Below are 14,714 nucleotides of genomic sequence, written 5' to 3'. Positions count from 1 at the left end.
GCATTGCGCGCGTTATTTGCGCTCCAGCACCAGCAGCGGGTCGATGCGGGTATCGAACCAGTTCATGCCCCAGTGCAGGTGCGGGCCGGTGGCACGGCCGGTGGCGCCGACGGCGGCGATCACCTGGCCCTGTTCGACACGGTCACCGACCTTCACGTCGATGCGCGACAGGTGCAGGAAGTTGGAGCTGACCCCGAAGCCGTGGTCGAGCAGCAGCGTGCCACCGGTCAGGTACAGGTCCGGACCGGCGAAGGTGACGATGCCGGCGGCCGGCGCCTTCACCGGCGTGCCGGTCGGCACCGCGATGTCCATGCCGGAATGACCTGCACCGGGCTGCCCGTTGTACACGCGCGCATTGCCGAAGCGGCCGCTGATGCGGCCCTGCACCGGCCAGATGAAGGTCTGGGTGAAGTCGGTGCGGTCGTCATCGCGGGCACGCGCGGCAGTCACCTGCGCCTGTTCGCGCTTGATCCGCTCGGCAATCGCCGGTGGCGGGTTGACCGTCTTCGGCGGCACGCCGTTGACCCGTTCGGTGGGCCAGTCGCGTGGCGTCACCGCGATGGTCGCGGTCTCGCTGCCACCATCGGGGCGCTGCACCTGCACGCGCAGCGGGCCCTTCTCGTCGCGGCCGATACCGAACACCACGCTGCCATAGCCGCTCACCCGCAACTGCCGGCCGGCGTACTGCACGCGGCTGCGGGCGGGCACCTTGCCGATCACCAGCGCGCCCTGCGACGCGCTGGCCGGAAACACCACGCGGCTGTCGATCAGGCTGCCGATGCCATCCTGTGCCTGCGCCGGGGGTGCAGAAAACAGGGGCGCGGCCAGCAGCAGCGCCCCGATCATCAGTGCCGGGCGCATCAGCGGTCGTAGGTCATGCGCTGGCCGGCGGGCTCGCCCACCAGCTTGCTGCCGTCCCACACCTGCTGGCCGTTGACCCAGGTGGAGGCAATGCGCGAACGGAAGGTGGTGCCTTCGAACGGCGACCAGCCGCACTTGGACAGCACGTCCTCGCGCTTGACGGTGAACGGCACGTCCTCGACCAGCACCAGGTCGGCGAAGTAGCCCTCGCGCAGGAAGCCGCGCTCCTCGACATCGAACAGCTGTGCCGGGGCGTGGGCGAACTTCTGCACCACCTGCTCGCGGGTCAGCTTGCCTTCGTGCACGCGCTCCAGCGCGGCTACCAGCGCGTACTGCACCAGCGGCAGGCCCGACGGCGCCTGCGCATAGGGCTTCTGCTTCTCTTCCCAGGTATGCGGGGCGTGGTCGGTGGCCAGCACGTCCAGCACGTCATCGGCCAGCGCGGCGGTGATCGCCTCGCGGTCGGACACTTCCTTGATTGCCGGATTGCACTTGATCAGGTTGCCTTTGGTCGCATAGTCCGGGCGTGCGAAGTGCAGGAAGTGCACGCAGGTTTCGGCGGTGATCTGCTTGCGGCTGCCGTCGGCGCGGATCAGCGGGCCCTTCTCGAACAGCGCCAGCTCGTCGGCGGTGGAGATGTGCAGCACGTGCAGGCGGGTGCCGTGCTTGCGTGCCAGCGACATCGCCAGCCGGGTCGACTTGATGCAGGCTTCGCGCGAACGGATGTCCGGGTGCATGTCCGGGGTCAGTGCGTCGCCGTACTTTTCCTGGAAGGCCTTCAGATTGGCATCGATCATCGGCGTGTCTTCGCAGTGCGTGATGATCGGGGTCGGGCATTCGCGGAAGATCGCGTCCAGCGTTTCCGGGTTGTCCACCAGCATGTTGCCGGTCGAAGCGCCCATGAACACCTTCACGCCGGGCGCCTTCTTCGGGTCCAGCGCACGGATTGCTTCCAGGTTGTCATTGCTGGCGCCGTGGTAGAAGCCGTAGTTGGCCCACGCGCGGCCGCGCGCCAGTTCGTACTTGGCTTCCAGGATGGTCGAATCCAGCGTCGGCGGATTGGTGTTGGGCATGTCCATGAAGCTGGTCAGGCCACCGGCCACGGCGGCAGCCGATTCGCTGGCGATGTCGCCCTTGTGGGTCAGGCCCGGTTCGCGGAAGTGCACCTGGTCGTCGATCATGCCGGGCAGCAGCCAGCGCCCGGCCGCATCCACCACCTGCTCGCCGTCGCGCGGCGTCAACCCGCTGCCGATCTGCGCGATGCGGCCGTTCTCGATGCGCAGGTCACCATCGAAGGTGCGGCCTTCGTTGACCATGCGGGCGTTGGTGATGAGGGTGGAGGACATGTCAGTGTTTTCCTGTGCAACGGCAAGAGGGGGCGTTGGGGGACTCGGGCACGGGGTCGAAGCCGCCGGGATGGAACGGATGGCAGCGTCCCAGGCGGCGCGCAGCCAGCCAGCTGCCGCGCAGCGGGCCATGCAGGGAGATGGCCTCCATCGCGTATTCAGAACAACTGGGCACGAAACGGCAGCGCGGCCCCAGCAGGGGGCTGATGAAGCGCTTGTAGAAGCGCAGCAGGGCAATGAGCAGGCGCGAGATCACCCAGTCATCTTATGCCAGTTGGCATGAAGGCCGCATTTGTGCAGGATGGGCCGTTGGTCGCATGTCGCCGATGGCCTGCGACCGGTACCAGCACCTTCGGGTGCTGGCCAGGTTCCGTACCGCGCAAGGCGGTCCGTGTTCGTCGGACCGCCCCTTGGCTGGCTTGGCTCCAGGACTGAATGGAGTAGGGCCGCTGAGGTTGCTGCTGCGGGTCGGGTAGGCTATAAAGGCCCGCTTTCCCGGGCCCCGGGGAATCCAAGGAAGAGCGTTTCGTGGCTGCTAAAAAAACTGCAAAGAAGGCCGCAACGGCCGCCAAGAAAACCGCCAAGCCTGTTGTGAAGAAGTTGGCGGCAAAGCCCGTTGCCAAGAAGCCGGCCAGCAAGCCGGCGACCAAGGCAGCGTCCTCGCAACCGGCGGCCAGGAAGGCCACCGCAAAGAAAGCGCCGGTCAAGGCAACCAAGCCGGTGGCGAAGAAGGCCGCCGCGCCCGCCAAGGCCAAGCCTGCCGCCGCCAGCAAGAAGGCGCCGGTGGTGAAGAAGGCTGCCAGCAAGGCCGCGCCGGTCAAGAAGGCCGCCGCCAAGCCGGTAGCGAAGAAGGCAGCAGCCAAGCCGGCGCCGAAGGCGGTGGTGAAGAAGGCTGCGGCCAAGCCGGTCGCCAAGCCTGCAGCGAAGAAGGTGGCTGCGGCTAAACCGGCGGCCACACCTGCCGCTGTAAAGAAGGTCACCAAGAATGTTGCTGCGCCGGCCGTAAAGCCGAGCCCGGCCCCAGTAGTGAAGTCCGCACCGAAGCCGGCTGCCAAGCCGGCTCCGGCCAAGCCTGTCCCGGCCAAGACCGTGGCAGTGGCAGCAGCCCAACCGGCCCCCAAGCCGGCCCCGGCCGCCGCACCTGTTGCTTCGAAGGCCCCGCAATCCAAGAATCCCGTGCCCGTTTCGAAATCGCCTGCCAAAACCGCCGTGAAATCCGATTCCGCCCCGAAGACCGTGTCGCGCCCTGTCGGCAAGGTTGCCGTGGCCGTCGCCGCCCGTTCGGCTGCACCGGCCCCGCGCAGCAAGTACAAGGTGGTCGAGTACAAGACCGACGAGGCCACCGGCCGCCCGATCCTGCCGGCTGGCTACAAGCCGTCCTCGGAAGAGGAGTACATGAGCCCGCTGCAGCAGGAATATTTCCGCCAGCGCCTGCAGAACTGGCGTGCGGACCTGGTGGAAGAGTCCAAGCAGACCATCGAGAACCTGCGCGAGGAAGTGCGTGACATCGGCGATGAAGCCGAGCGCGCGACCCGCGAAACCGAGAACTCGCTGGAACTGCGTACCCGCGACCGCTACCGCAAGCTGATCGGCAAGATCGACAGCACCCTCAAGCGCCTGGAAGCCGGCGACTATGGCTACTGCGTGGATACCGGTGAAGAGATCGGCCTGGAGCGCCTGGAAGCGCGACTGACCGCCGAGCGCACCATCGACGCCCAGGAGCGTTGGGAGCACCTGCAGAAGCAGCAGGGCGACTGATTCCCGGTCGTTGTCTGGTCATGCGAAAAACCCGGCCTCGGCCGGGTTTTTTGTTGGGCTTCCTGGCTTTTGTAGAGTCGAGCCATGCTCGACTGGCGCCTCTGAAAAGCAGTCGAGCATGGCTCGACTCTACAGAACAGCTACTGCAGGTCGCGAAGATTCAACTTCCGCAGCGTCGGGTTCTTCCACGCCGTGATCCCGGCCACGCTCAGCACCGCGAACCCACCCAGCACCACCGCCGGCACCAGGCCCAGCAGCCGGGCCATCGTGCCAGCGTAGAACGCGCCCAGTTCGTTGGACGAGCTGATGAAGATGCCGTTGATCGACGACACCCGTCCGCGCATTTCCTCCGGCGTGGCCAGCTGCAGGATGGTCGAGCGGATCACCACCGACACGCCGTCGAACGCCCCGTAGAACAGCAGGATCAGCGCCGACAGCCAGAAGTGCTGCGACAGCCCGAAGCCGATCACGCACAGGCCGAAACCGGCCACCGCGAACAGCAGCACGCGGCCGGCATTGCGGTGCAGTGGGTGACGGGCCAGCCACAGCCCCACGCACACCGAACCCAGCGCCGGCATCGCGCGCAGGATGCCCAGCCCTTCCGGGCCGTGGTGCAGGATCTCGTGCAGGAACGCCGGCAGCATCGCCACCACGCCACCCAGCAGCACCGAGAACATGTCCAGCGCCATCGCGCCGACCATGATCCGGTTGCCCACCACGAAGCGCGCGCCTTCGGCGATGCTCCTGAAGATCGGCGCGGCCGGGCCGGTGTGCACCGGTTCTTCCACCTTCAACGTGGCCAGGCACCCCATCGCCACCAGCGCGAAGACGGTGGCCACCGCATAGGACAGGCCCTTGCCCCCGAAGCCGACCAGCACGCCGCCCAGTGCCGGACCGGCCACCATGCCGGCCTGGAACACCACGGCACCGAGGCCGGCGCCACGCGCGAACTGGTCGCGGGCCAGCACGCGGGCGAACAAGGCGTTGTAGATCGGTGACAGGAAGGCGCGCACCATGCCGGTCAGTGCGATGGCCGCATAGATCGGCCACACGCCCTCAAAGGGCAGCCAGCCCTTGGCCACGCTGGTCAGCACCAGCGCGGTGGCGATCAGCCCGGAGCAGGCGACCATGCCCAGCCGGCGCCGCGGCAGATGGTCGACCAGGTAACCGGCGAACGGCGCCACACAGAAGAACGGCAGTACCTCGGCCAGGCCGACCAGGCCCAGCGAGAACGGATTGCGGGTGACTTCGTAGATGTGCCAGCCGACGGTGACCGCGACCACCTGGTAGGACAGCATCGCGAAGATGCGGTATGCCAGCAGCCTGGCGAAACCGGGCCGGGACAGCAGCCCCAGCGCGGTGTCTTCGGCGGTGGCAGGTTCGCTCACGACGGATCGCGCTGCAGCTGGGCCTGCGCGGTCTCACGGATGAAGGCCAGCATCGCCGCCACGCCGTTGCTGCGGGTGGGCGAGAGGTGGCGGGCCAGGCCGATGTCCTGGATGTAGCTCGGTTCGGTGTCCAGGATCTCCTGGGCCGAGCGCCCGGAATACACGCGCAGGGCCAGGAAGATCAGGCCGGAGACGATGGCCGAGTCACTGATGGCATGGAAGCGCAGCGACTGGGCGTTGCCTTCCGGCACGATCCAGACCATCGACTGGCAGCCGAGCAGGCGGTGCTCCTCGGTCTTCCATTCCTCCGGGAAGGCCGGCAGCTTGCGGCCGAGGTCGATCAGGTACTGGTAGCGCTCGGACCAGTCGCCGAAGAAGCCGAATTCCTCGGCGATGGCGGTCTGGGCCTCGGCGGCGGTGGGTTCAAGCGGGAACGGGGAGTCGGTCACAGCAGTCTCTACAGTGGGGGCGTGGCCGGCGGGCCGGCCACGGGGCAGGGCAGGTCAGCCGCGCTTGCGCGACCAGCGCACGCCCTGCGGGGTGTCTTCAAGCACGATGCCTTCAGCGGCCAGCTGGTCGCGGATGGCATCGGAGCGGGCGAAGTCGCGCGCCTGCTTGGCCGCGGCGCGCTCGTCGATCAGACCCTGGATGCGCGCATCGTCGCCGTCATCGCCGGCGGCAGTGCCGAACCACTGCGCCGGATCGGCCTGCAGCAGGCCCAGCGCCAGGCCCGCGCCGAGCAGTTCGCCCTTCAGGCGCGCCTGTTCGGCCGGATCGGTAGCTCGACGTGCATCGGCGGCGATGCGGGCCACTTCGGCCAGCGCCTGCGGGGTGTTCAGGTCGTCGTCCAGGGTCGCCTCTACGGAGGCCGGGATCACCGCGCTGGCCTCGATCGACGCCAGTTCGCGCAGGGTGCCGTACAGGCGGTCCAGGGTGCGCACCGATTGCTCGATCAGGCCATCGGACCAGTCCAGCGGCTGCCGGTAATGGGCCGACAGCAGGGCCAGGCGCAGCGCTTCCGGCGGATGCTGGCGCACCAGGTCGTGCACGCGTTCGATGTTGCCCAGCGATTTGCTCATCTTGGCGCCGCCGAAGTTGAGCATGCCGTTGTGCAGCCAGAAGCGCGCGAAGATCTTGCCGCCGTGGGCGCATTCGCTCTGCGCGATCTCGTTCTCGTGGTGCGGGAACTGCAGGTCGACGCCGCCGGCGTGGATGTCGATGGTCTCGCCCAGGTGCGCGGCGGCCATCGCCGAGCATTCGATGTGCCAGCCCGGGCGGCCACGGCCCCACGGCGATTCCCAGCCGGGCAGGTCGTCGCTGGACGGCTTCCAGAGCACGAAGTCGCCGGGGTCGCGCTTGTACGGCGCCACGTCGACGCGGGCGCCGGCCAGCATCTCTTCCGGGTCGCGGCGCGAGAGCTTGCCGTAGCCGTTGAAGCTGGCCACCGCGAATAGTACGTGGCCTTCGGCGGCGTAGGCATGGCCGCTGGCGATCAGCTGCTCGATCATGGTGACGATCTGCGGCATGTGCGCGGTCACTTCCGGCTCGATGTCCGGCGGCACCACGCCCAGCGCGGCCATGTCTTCACGGTAGGCGGCGGCGAAGCGGTCGGTGATGGTGCTGATCGGCACCCCCTGTTCGCGCGCGGCGGTGTTGATCTTGTCGTCGACGTCGGTGATGTTGCGGGCGTAGCGCAGTGCGCCGAAGCGCCGCCGCAGCAGGTCGGCCAGCACCCCGAACACCACCGGGCCACGGGCGTTGCCGATGTGCACGTAGTTGTAGACCGTCGGGCCGCACACATACAGGGTCGGACAGGCCGGATCGAGCGGGGTGAACGGTTCGAGCTGGCGAGTCAGGTTGTTGTGCAGGCGCAGGGTCATGGGGCTGTGGCTGGGGGACAAGCCTGCGATTTTAGAACGTGTCGGCCCCTTTGGGGGCACTGGCTGCCACCGGTGGACGCGGGTTCTCCCAAGGTGGGGTGGGCAGGAGCGGCGTGGACGGGTAATGTTCAGCCCCTTGCGCTCGTCACTGCCTACACTATTGCCGTGTCCTTGCTCCCATCGCCAATGAAATCCACCGCGTTGCTGACCCTGGCCTGCCTGTCGGCGCTGCCCGCCGTGGTGCTGGCGCAGGAGGCCGAGCCCCGCAACCGGGTGGTGATCGTGGAGAACGTGAAGTTCGACTATGCCCAGGTGCTGAACGTCGAGCCGGTGTTCCAGACCCTGCGCGCGACCCGCACCGAGGAGCACTGCGAGCCGGTCTCGACCCGGACCCTGGCCCCGGTCAACGTGACCGGCGAGGAGCCGGTCGAGGACAAGGGCCGGATCAGCCGCTTCTGGGACTCGGTGCGCTCGATGTTCAAGCGCAGCGATGAAGAGGCGTCCGAAGAGGTTGCCGCCGAGACGCCGGCCCCGGCGCCGGCCAACAATGGGCCGATGCTGACCCGCGACTGCCGCATCGTGCCGGTGGGGCGTGAATTCCGCCGGCCCATCGCCTACGACGTGGACTACGTCTACAAGGGCACCAAGTACCGCTCGCGGCTGCCGGAAGACCCCGGCAACCGGCTCAAGATCCGGGTGTCGATCACCCCGTGGGTCGGCCCCGAGCAGGGCACCGCCAGCAATCCCTGATTCTGCGACCCCGGCCCCTTGCGCCGGCCCCGGCCGCATGCAAAGATGGATGACCATGAAGCTCACCGACTTCCAGCACGACAGCAGCGCAGCCCGACAGGCGTCGGGCATGACCTCGCGTGCGCGTCGACCGGAACCCCACATCCTCGCTGGGTAACCGGAGCTTTTTGCTGTTCGTCCGAAAAAAACCCAGCCGCCCGGCTGGGTTTTTTCGTTTCTGCGTTCTGAAAGCTGCAACTGCAACCTTTTCGTTCCACCTTTGGTTCCTGCTTTTCCCTTCCACCGCGTCGAACCCGGCGCCGCCACGCAAGGAAAGATGATGTCCCCCAAGCACTTCCTGAACACCCAGGACTGGAGCCGCAGCGAGCTCGACGCGCTGCTGACCCAGGCCGCGCTGTTCAAGCGCAACAAGCTCGGCGACCAGCTCAAGGGCAAGTCGATCGCGCTGGTGTTCTTCAACCCGTCCATGCGCACCCGCACCAGCTTCGAACTGGGCGCGTTCCAGCTCGGCGCGCACGCAGTGGTGCTGCAGCCGGGCAAGGATGCGTGGCCGATCGAGTTCAACCTCGGTACGGTGATGGACGGCGATACGGAAGAGCACATCGCGGAAGTGGCCAAGGTGCTGGGCCGTTACTGCGACATCATCGCCGTGCGTGCGTTCCCGAAGTTCCAGGACTGGGCCTACGACCGCCAGGACATCGTCCTCAACAGCTTCGCCAAGTACTCGCCGGTGCCGGTCATCAACATGGAGACCATCACCCACCCGTGCCAGGAACTGGCCCACGTGATGGCCCTGCAGGAGCACTTCGGCACCCAGGACCTGCGCGGCAAGAAGTACGTGCTGACCTGGACCTATCACCCCAAGCCGCTGAACACCGCCGTGGCCAATTCGGCGCTGACCATCGCCACCCGCATGGGCATGGACGTGACCCTGCTGTGCCCGACCGCCGACTACATCCTCGACGAGCGCTACATGGCCTGGGCCGAGCAGAACGTGGCCGAGAGCGGTGGTTCGCTGAAGATCAGCCATGACATCGACAGCGCCTACGCAGGTGCCGACGTGGTGTACGCCAAGAGCTGGGGCGCGCTGCCGTTCTTCGGCAACTGGGAACCGGAAAAGCCGATCCGCGACCAGTTCAAGCACTTCATCGTCGACGAGCGGAAGATGGCGCTGACCAACAACGGTGTGTTCAGCCACTGCCTGCCGCTGCGCCGCAACGTGAAGGCCACCGACGCGGTGATGGATTCGCCGCAGTGCATCGCCATCAACGAAGCCGAGAACCGCCTGCACGTGCAGAAGGCGATCATGGCCGCGGTTGCCGGGCGCTGAGTCAAACAAGGGGTAGAGCCGACCGTTGGTCGGCTGCTCCCGCAGCGGCGCATCCAACATTTCAGCCGACCAGCGGTCGGCTCTACCGAAATCTCATCACCAAGTGGACCTGACCCCCATGAGCAACAAAGACGTCGTTCTCGCCTTCTCCGGCGGCCTCGATACCAGCTTCTGCGTGCCGTACCTGCAGGAGCGCGGCTACAACGTGCACACCGTGTTCGCCGACACCGGCGGCGTCGATGATGAAGAGCGCGATTTCATCGAGAAGCGCGCCGCCGAGCTGGGCGTGACCAGCCACGTCACCGTCAACGGTGGCCCGGCCATCTGGGAAGGCTTCGTCAAGCCGTTCGTGTGGGCCGGCGAAGGCTACCAGGGCCAGTACCCGCTGCTGGTATCGGACCGCTACCTGATCGTCGATGCCGCGCTGAAGCGTGCTGCTGAACTGGGCACCAACATCATCGCCCACGGCTGCACCGGCATGGGCAATGACCAGGTCCGCTTCGACCTGGCGGTGAAGGCGCTGGGTGACTACCAGATCATCGCGCCGATCCGCGAGATCCAGAAGGAACACACCCAGACCCGTGCCTACGAACAGAAGTACCTGGAGGAACGCGGCTTCGGCGTGCGCGCCAAGCAGCAGGCCTACACCATCAACGAGAACCTGCTGGGCGTGACCATGTCCGGTGGCGAGATCGATCGCTGGGAAGCCCCGGGCGAAGGCGCGCGTGGCTGGTGCTCGCCGCGCAGCGAATGGCCGGAACAGGCGCTGACCGTGACCCTGAAGTTCGTCGAAGGCGAAGCGGTCGAACTGAACGGCAAGGCGCTGCCGGGCGACCAGATCCTGGCCCAGCTCAACAAGCTGTTCGCCCCGTATGGCGTCGGCCGCGGCGTCTACACCGGCGATACCGTGATCGGCCTGAAGGGCCGCATCGTGTTCGAGGCCCCGGGCCTGGTCTCGCTGCTGGCCGCGCACCGCGCGCTGGAAGATGCCGTGCTGACCAAGCAGCAGAACCGCTTCAAGCCGGACGTGGCGCGCAAGTGGGTGGAGCTGGTGTACGAAGGCTTCTACCACGACCCGCTGAAGACCGACATCGAAGCCTTCCTGAAGTCGTCGCAGGCCAAGGTCAACGGTGAAGTGGTGCTGGAGACCCGTGGCGGCCGCGTCGACGCGGTGGCGGTGAAGTCGCCGCACCTGCTCAACACCAAGGGTGCCACCTACGCGCAGTCGGCCGACTGGGGCGTGGAAGAGGCTGAAGGCTTCATCAAGCTGTTCGGCATGAGTTCCACTGTCTATGCGCAGGTCAATCGCGGTTGACCTGTGACGGTAGTGCCGGCCGCTGGCCGGCATTCACCACCGACATCGTTGCCGGCCAGCGGCCGGCACTACCAGGATTGTTGATTCATGCTTGAACAGACGCTCGATCACCTGCAGGCCCTGGTGTCCTTCGACACCCGCAACCCGCCGCGTGCGATCACCACCGGTGGCATCTTCGATTACCTGCGCGCGAACCTGCCCGGCTTCAACGTCGAGGTGATCGACCACGGCGCGGGCGCGGTCAGCCTGTACGCCGTGCGCGGGACGCCGAAGTACCTGTTCAACGTGCATCTGGACACTGTGCCCGATTCGCCGCACTGGACTGCCGACCCGCACGTGATGCGGCGCCTGGACGACCGTGTGGTCGGCCTTGGCGTGTGTGACATCAAGGGCGCGGCTGCTGCGCTGGTGGCCGCGGCCAACGCCAGCGAGGGCGATGCGGCGTTCCTGTTCTCCAGCGACGAGGAAGCCAACGACCCGCGCTGCATCGCTGCGTTCCTGGCCCGTGGCCTGCCGTACGAAGCGGTGCTGGTGGCCGAGCCGACCATGAGCGAGGCGGTGCTGGCGCACCGCGGCATCAGCTCGGTGCTGATGCAGTTCGCCGGCCGTGCCGGCCATGCCTCGGGCAAGCAGGATGCGGCCGCAAGTGCATTGCACCAGGCCATGCGCTGGGGCAACCGCGCGTTGGACCATGTGGAATCGCTGGCATCGGCCCGCTTCGGTGGCCTCACCGGCCTGCGCTTCAACATCGGTCGCGTCGAGGGCGGGATCAAGGCCAACATGATCGCGCCGGCCGCCGAAGTGCGGTTCGGTTTCCGTCCGCTGCCGTCGATGGATATCGACGGCCTGCTGGCGACCTTTGCCGGCTTCGCCGAACCGCAAGCCGCACTGTTCACCGAAACCTTCCGTGGCCCCAGCCTGCCGGCCGGTGACATCGCCGAGGCCGAGAACCGCCGCCTGCTGGCACGCGACGTGGCCGATGCGCTGGAACTGCCGATCGGCAACGCGGTGGACTTCTGGACCGAGGCCTCGCTGTTCTCCGCCGCCGGTTACACCACCCTGGTGTTCGGCCCGGGTGACATCGCCCAGGCCCACACCGCCGATGAGTTCGTGACGCTGGACCAGCTGCAGCGCTACACCGACGCCGTGCACCGCATCATCGCCGCCGGCGCCTGATTCTTCCCTTTCCGACGAAACCGAAATGTCTCCTGCCCTCCAGCCTCACCGCCAGACCCGCCAGACCATCGTGCGCCTGCTTTCCAGCATGGCCAGCGCGAAGGAGATCAGCCAGTACCTCAAGCGCTTTTCGCAGCTGGATGCCAAGCGCTTCGCCGTGGTCAAGGTCGGCGGCGCGGTGCTGCGCGATGATCTCGACGCGCTGACCTCCTCGCTGTCGTTCCTGCAGGAAGTCGGGCTGACCCCGATCGTGCTGCACGGCGCTGGCCCGCAGCTGGATGCCGAGCTGTCTGCCGCCGGCATCGAGAAGCAGACCGTCAACGGTCTGCGCGTGACCTCGCCGGAAGCGCTGGCGATCGTGCGCCGGGTGTTCCAGCAGTCCAATCTGCGCCTGGTCGAAGCTCTTCAACAGAACGGCGCGCGCGCCACCTCGATCACCGGTGGCGTGTTCGAGGCCGAATACCTGGACGTGGACACCTACGGCCTGGTCGGCGAGGTGAAGAAGGTCAACCTGGCGCCGATCGAAGCCAGCCTGCGTGCCGGCTCGATTCCGGTCATCACCAGCCTGGGCGAGACCGCCGGTGGCCAGATCCTCAACGTCAATGCCGATTTCGCCGCCAACGAGCTGGTGCAGGAGCTGCAGCCGTACAAGATCATCTTCCTGACCGGTACCGGTGGCCTGCTGGACGAGGCCGGCAACGTGATCGATTCGATCAACCTGTCCACCGAGTACGACCACCTGATCGCGCAGCCGTGGATCCACGGTGGCATGAAGGTGAAGATCGAACAGATCAAGGATCTGCTCGACCGCCTGCCGCTGGAGTCGTCGGTGTCGATCACCCGTCCGGCCGACCTGGCCAAGGAACTGTTCACCCACAAGGGCTCGGGCACGCTGGTGCGCAAGGGCGAGAAGGTGCTGCGCGCCACCGCATGGGAGCAACTGGACCTGCCGCGCCTGAAGCAGCTGATCGAATCCAGCTTCGGCCGCACCCTGGTGCCGGACTATTTCGAGAAGACCCGGCTGCTGCGCGCCTACGTCAGCGAGAACTACCGTACTGCGGTGATCCTCACCGATGAAGCCGAAGGCGTGTACCTGGACAAGTTCGCCGTGCTCGACGATGCGCAGGGCGAAGGCCTGGGCCGCGCGGTCTGGAACGTGATGCTGGAAGAAACGCCGCAGCTGTTCTGGCGCTCGCGCCACGGCAATCCGATCAACCACTTCTACTACGCTGAGTCCGACGGCTGCTACAAGCAGGATCACTGGAAGGTGTTCTGGTTCGGCGCCGATGGCATCGATCGCATCAAGACCTATGTCGATCACTGTGCCCAGCGCACCCCGAGCCTGCAGGGCTGAGCGATGAACAACCCGGACGTCTGGAACACCGTCCCCACACTGCGCGGGCAGCACGTACTGCTGCAGCCGCTGCAGCTTGAGCATGTCCCCGGCCTGCGTGCCGCGCTGGAAGGCAGCGGCCTCGACCAGCTCTGGTACACCCAGGTGCCGTCGCCGGAGCAGGCCGAGGCCTATGTGCAGGCCGCACTGCAGGCGCAGGCCGAAGGCAAGGGGCTGCCGTTCGTGATCCGCGATGCCGCCGGTGACATCATCGGCAGCACCCGTTTCTACGACATGGACGCCAGCGTGCCCAGGCTCAGTCTCGGCTACACCTGGTACGCGCCGCGCGCGCAGCGCACCGGTGCCAATACCGAAGCCAAGCTGTTGCTGCTGCAGCACGCCTTCGAAGTGCTGGGCTGCATCAGCGTGGTGCTGGAAACCAGCTGGTTCAACGCCACCTCGCGCACCGCCATCGCCCGCCTCGGCGCCAAGCAGGATGGCGTGCTGCGCAACCACAAGCGGCATGCCGATGGCACGCCGCGCGATACCGTCATCTTCTCCATCATCGATGCGGAATGGCAGGGCGTGAAGCGCCACCTGCAGTACCGCCTGGACCGTCACGCATGAACGATTCGACTTTCACCCTGGGCATCGTCGGTGCCCGCGGCCATACCGGCGCCGAGCTGATCAAGCTGGTGGCCGCACACCCGCGCCTGGAACTGGCCTTCGTGTCCTCGCGCGAGCGCGCCGGGCAGCGCCTGTCGGACCATCACCCGGAGTTCCAGGGTGATCTGCAGTACGAGAACCTGGATGCCGACGCGGTGGCCGCCAAGGGCGTGGACGCGGTGATCCTGGCCCTGCCCAATGGCCTGGCCGCACCGTTCGTGGCTGCGCTGGAAGCGGCCAGGCCGGAGACCGTCATCGTCGATCTCTCGGCCGATTACCGCTTCGACAACAGCTGGTACTACGGTCTGCCGGAGCTGACCCGCAACCGCTACAACGGCCAGAAACACATCAGCAACCCGGGTTGCTATGCCACCGCGATGCAGCTGGCGGTGCATCCGCTGCTGGACCTGCTGGCCGGCCCGCCGCAGTGCTTCGGTGTCTCCGGTTACTCCGGTGCTGGTACCACGCCATCGGACAAGAACAACGTCGAGCTGCTGGCCGACAACCTGATGCCGTATGCGCTGACCAATCACGTGCACGAGCGCGAGGTGTCGGTACAGCTGGGCGTGGCAGTCGAGTTCATGCCGCACGTCGCGCCGCATTTCCGTGGCATCACGCTCACCGCCAACCTGTGGCTGAACCGCGTGCAGACCCGCGAGCAGATCGTCGAGCGCTTCCAGCAGGCCTATGCGGGCGAGCCGCTGATCGAGGTGGTGGATGAAGCGCCGTGGGTCAGCCGTATCGCCGGTCGTCATGGCGCCCAGGTCGGTGGCTTCACCCTGGCCCCGGGCGGCAAGCGGGTGGTCGTGGTTGCGACCCTGGACAACCTGCTGAAGGGCGCGGCCACCCAGGCCATGCAGAACCTCAACCTCGCGCTGGGCATCGACGAACTGACGTCGATCCCGCACTGA

General features: G+C 66.8%; 14 protein-coding genes. 8 read left to right on the top strand and 6 right to left on the bottom strand.

The genetic code is table 11. The features are described from left to right. Window positions 1–12: 12 nt before the first annotated feature. From VN11_RS14960 to yidD, 3 genes are read right to left on the bottom strand one after another with little or no spacing between them, the layout of a single operon-like run. Window positions 13–861, bottom strand: a complete 849-nt coding sequence (locus tag VN11_RS14960) for a M23 family metallopeptidase (RefSeq protein WP_053450322.1) — start codon at window positions 859–861, stop codon at window positions 13–15. Next, window positions 861–2,207 carry a dihydroorotase gene (locus tag VN11_RS14955; RefSeq protein WP_006457238.1) on the bottom strand — a complete coding sequence of 449 codons (1,347 nt, stop codon included), beginning with the start codon at window positions 2,205–2,207 and terminating at the stop codon, window positions 861–863. Before VN11_RS14955 ends, VN11_RS14960 begins: the two co-directional genes overlap by 1 nt. A gap of 1 nt (window position 2,208) precedes the next feature. Further along, a complete protein-coding gene (yidD, locus tag VN11_RS14950) occupies window positions 2,209–2,463 on the bottom strand; it encodes a membrane protein insertion efficiency factor YidD (RefSeq protein ID WP_008266150.1) in 255 nt (84 codons plus the stop codon). Window positions 2,464–2,735: 272 nt separating this feature from the next. On the opposite strand from yidD, the gene dksA reads away from it, so the two are divergent. Beyond that, window positions 2,736–3,965, top strand: a complete 1,230-nt coding sequence (gene dksA, locus VN11_RS14945) for an RNA polymerase-binding protein DksA (protein ID WP_053450321.1) — start codon at window positions 2,736–2,738, stop codon at window positions 3,963–3,965. A gap of 140 nt (window positions 3,966–4,105) precedes the next feature. Here the strand turns inward: dksA and VN11_RS14940 are convergent, their stop codons facing one another. Genes VN11_RS14940 through cysS form a run of 3 tightly spaced genes read right to left on the bottom strand, consistent with a single transcriptional unit; the run spans window position 4,106 to window position 7,233 of the window. Then, window positions 4,106–5,353, bottom strand: a complete 1,248-nt coding sequence (locus tag VN11_RS14940) for an MFS transporter (RefSeq protein ID WP_006457191.1) — start codon at window positions 5,351–5,353, stop codon at window positions 4,106–4,108. Next, window positions 5,350–5,802, bottom strand: coding sequence for a SufE family protein (locus tag VN11_RS14935; RefSeq protein WP_049458275.1), 453 nt, complete (start codon window positions 5,800–5,802; stop codon window positions 5,350–5,352). The genes VN11_RS14940 and VN11_RS14935 overlap by 4 nt, the downstream gene beginning before the upstream one ends. A gap of 54 nt (window positions 5,803–5,856) precedes the next feature. Beyond that, the gene (gene cysS / locus VN11_RS14930) at window positions 5,857–7,233 is read right to left on the bottom strand and encodes a cysteine--tRNA ligase (RefSeq protein WP_053450320.1); all 1,377 of its coding nucleotides are present in this window, start codon (window positions 7,231–7,233) and stop codon (window positions 5,857–5,859) included. 186 nt (window positions 7,234–7,419) lie between these two features. On the opposite strand from cysS, the gene VN11_RS14925 reads away from it, so the two are divergent. From VN11_RS14925 to argC, 7 genes are all read left to right on the top strand, one after another. Further along, the gene (locus VN11_RS14925) at window positions 7,420–7,983 is read left to right on the top strand and encodes a hypothetical protein (RefSeq protein WP_049458277.1); all 564 of its coding nucleotides are present in this window, start codon (window positions 7,420–7,422) and stop codon (window positions 7,981–7,983) included. Window positions 7,984–8,302: 319 nt separating this feature from the next. Next, a complete protein-coding gene (locus VN11_RS14920; protein ID WP_053450319.1) occupies window positions 8,303–9,313 on the top strand; it encodes an N-acetylornithine carbamoyltransferase in 1,011 nt (336 codons plus the stop codon). Between the two features lie 118 nt (window positions 9,314–9,431). After that, window positions 9,432–10,628 carry an argininosuccinate synthase gene (locus tag VN11_RS14915; RefSeq protein WP_053450318.1) on the top strand — a complete coding sequence of 399 codons (1,197 nt, stop codon included), beginning with the start codon at window positions 9,432–9,434 and terminating at the stop codon, window positions 10,626–10,628. Window positions 10,629–10,715: 87 nt separating this feature from the next. Continuing rightward, window positions 10,716–11,804: an acetylornithine deacetylase gene (locus tag VN11_RS14910; protein WP_053450317.1), complete on the top strand. Its 1,089-nt coding sequence runs from the start codon at window positions 10,716–10,718 to the stop codon at window positions 11,802–11,804. Between the two features lie 25 nt (window positions 11,805–11,829). Next, entirely contained in the window at window positions 11,830–13,158 is a 1,329-nt protein-coding gene (locus VN11_RS14905; protein WP_006457088.1) for an acetylglutamate kinase, read from the top strand. Between the two features lie 3 nt (window positions 13,159–13,161). Beyond that, complete coding sequence (locus VN11_RS14900) at window positions 13,162–13,764, top strand: GNAT family N-acetyltransferase (protein ID WP_053450316.1); 603 nt, start codon at window positions 13,162–13,164, stop codon at window positions 13,762–13,764. Beyond that, window positions 13,761–14,714, top strand: a complete 954-nt coding sequence (gene argC, locus VN11_RS14895) for an N-acetyl-gamma-glutamyl-phosphate reductase (protein WP_053450315.1) — start codon at window positions 13,761–13,763, stop codon at window positions 14,712–14,714. The genes VN11_RS14900 and argC overlap by 4 nt, the downstream gene beginning before the upstream one ends.

Source organism: Stenotrophomonas maltophilia, from assembly GCF_001274595.1.
GTDB classification, from domain to species: Bacteria; Pseudomonadota; Gammaproteobacteria; order Xanthomonadales; family Xanthomonadaceae; genus Stenotrophomonas; species Stenotrophomonas forensis.
Note: the sequence above shows the minus strand (reverse complement) of the source record. Positions and strands in the feature narration are given on the sequence as shown.